Here is a 2,542-nt window from a genome sequence, read left to right as displayed (position 1 = left end):
AATAAGTAAAAAGTTTATTTATGAGATAGACCATCAGGAAGAGATAGATTACTTTTTTGATTATGGAACAGCCGATAAGATAATGAACATCATGAAACTAATTAATTTTGCTACTGGAGCTGTAGCAGGCCAATCGTTATATGAGGCTTGTGTGGGCTACCAGTATTTTTTTGTACTCAATATCTTTTGCTGGAAGAGGAAGGATAAGCCTGAAAAGAGAAGATATGAGGTCTGTTTGTTATGGATAGCAAGGAAAAATAGTAAATCAGTTGGAAGCTCCATGATTATGATTATCTTGATGTTACTAGAACCAAAGTATAGTGAATTTTATTTATGTGCAAACACAAGAGATCAAGCAAGGATTGTCTATAATGAAACTAAAAAGCTACTTGAGTCTAGTCCATATATCAAGGATAAGTTTGATATTAAAAGGGATATCATTACATGTAAGTTAAATCAAAATACCCTTAAGGCCTTATCCAGTGAATTTAATACGACAGATGGGCTCAGAGTTTCAGCCGCTTGTATAGATGAAGTTGGAGCGGCTAAAGATGGTGGACTTATTGAATCTATGACTTCAGGTATGTTATCAGTTCAAAATAGGCTTTTAATATTAATTTCTACTAGCTACCCAAACACACAGAACCCATTTCTTGAGTGGACGGATTACAGCAAGAAGGTTATTGATGGTGTGGTAGAAGATGAAAAGCTCTTTGCTATGCTCTATAGCTTAGATGAAAAAGATGAAATGACAGTTGAGAACTTCATGAAAGCTAATCCTTTGCAAAGCACCCTAGAGGATGGTAAGGAATACCTAGAAAGTGAATATAAAAAAGCACTTGAGATGGGAGGGGCTAAGTTAACCTCTTTCAAGTGTAAGCACCTTAATATATGGCTTGATGGGATGATAGGAGAAATCTATATTCCTACAGAAGAAGTAAGAAAGTGTAGACTACAGGAGCCATTTAATTGGTGTGGTAGACAAGTCTATATAGGTATTGACTTAGCCATGACAACGGATAACTGTTCCGTAGCGATGATTACTGAGGAAGGTGGCAAGGTTTATGCGAATGTGTGGGCATTTATACCATCTGATAGGATCGAAGAGAAAACACGAATAGAAAAAGTGGATTATCAAGCTATGATTAGGAATGGGAATTGCTTTGCGTGTGGTGAAAATGTAGTAGATTATGTTTTTATAGAAAGCTTCATACTTGGATTAGAAGAGAAATATGGTGTTGTTATAATGAGAATAGGATTTGATCGCTACAATTGCCTTAGTACAGCTCAAAAGCTAGAAAGTAGTGGGTATGAAACGATAGAAATTAAACAGCACTCAAGTGTATTACATAGCCCGACTAAATTATTAGAGGAACTTGTCCTTACACAACACTTTGGTTATGAGAGTAACCGATTATTAGAAATTAACTTTGCGAATGCAAGGTGTCTATATGATACAAACCTGAACAGATACGTCAACAAGAAGAAATCGACAGGGAAGATTGATATGGTGGCTTCACTGATTAATGCCATGTATCTCCTTGAAAAAGATAGGCTTCAAGAGGACTTTGTTGTTCAGGTTTTTTAATGGGAAGGAGATGAAAATGGCTTTAAGAGACTTCTTTCAAAGGGAAAGAACTGAGGTTATAACTGAGGAGTTAGATTTACACCTAGAAGGGACAGAACATGAAAAGATTAAGCGTAAGAATATATCAAGAGAGCAGGCTATTGGACTTCCTTCTGTTTATGCAAATGTGGAGCTCATAAGTAATGTTATATCTAACTTAGAAGTAAAACTTTATAAGGAACTAGAGGGTAGTGTGGAAGAAGTAAAGAGAGAGAAAAGAATAGACTTACTTAATGATGCCCCCAATGCTTTAATGAGTGGTGATGAACTTAAGAAAGCTATGGTAAGGGATTACCTGTTAGATGGTGCTTGTTACGTCTATATGTGTGGACAAGGCTACTCTAAAGACAAGTGGTCACTACATTATATACCCACCACAGACATATCCCTTTTATACTCGCCTGACATTATCTTTAAAACAATAACAATAAGTATCCAGGGACAGAACTTTAACCCTGATAATTTTATTATCTGCACCAAGAACACAATGGATGGGGTAAAAGGAAAGGGCATTGTAGCTGAATGTAATAGCATCCTCAAACAAGCTTTAGACAATATGAATTACACAACCCAAACGATAGGGAATGGAGGCGTTAAGCGTGGAGTTCTACAGAGTACAAGAAGATTGACTGCAGAAGCTATTAGCGAATTAAAGAAAGCTTGGAAAAGACTCTATGAGCAAAACAATGATTGTATTGTACTAAATGAAGGTATTACCTATCATGAATTGCAACAGACTGGTGCAGAAATGCAGATGATTGAATCTAAAAATGCTATCGATGCAGATATTTGTAGGCTCTTTAATGTACCAGTCAATCTATTTAACTCAACGATTCCTGAAGATGTGTGGGATGCTTTTGTAAAACTGGCTATTATGCCAATCGTAAACAAATTTGAGAAGGCTATTAATAAGGC

Annotated in this window: 2 protein-coding genes; both read left to right on the top strand. The window is 36.2% G+C overall.

Going from position 1 to position 2,542, the window contains the following annotated elements; all coding sequences use genetic code 11:
- Positions 1 to 1,588 (top strand): terminase large subunit (locus H8718_RS19915; RefSeq protein WP_249334805.1); only part of this gene is annotated, 1,588 nt, incomplete at its 5' end.
- Positions 1,589 to 1,604: 16 nt separating this feature from the next.
- Positions 1,605 to 2,542, top strand: a 938-nt coding sequence (locus tag H8718_RS19910; protein WP_249334804.1) for a phage portal protein, incomplete at its 3' end; no start/stop codon positions are given.

The organism is Zhenhengia yiwuensis (assembly GCF_014384995.1).
In the GTDB taxonomy this organism is placed as follows: domain Bacteria; phylum Bacillota; class Clostridia; order Lachnospirales; family Cellulosilyticaceae; genus Zhenhengia; species Zhenhengia yiwuensis.
The sequence above is the reverse complement of the archived record's forward strand: the minus strand, read 5'-3'. Positions and strand labels throughout refer to the sequence as shown.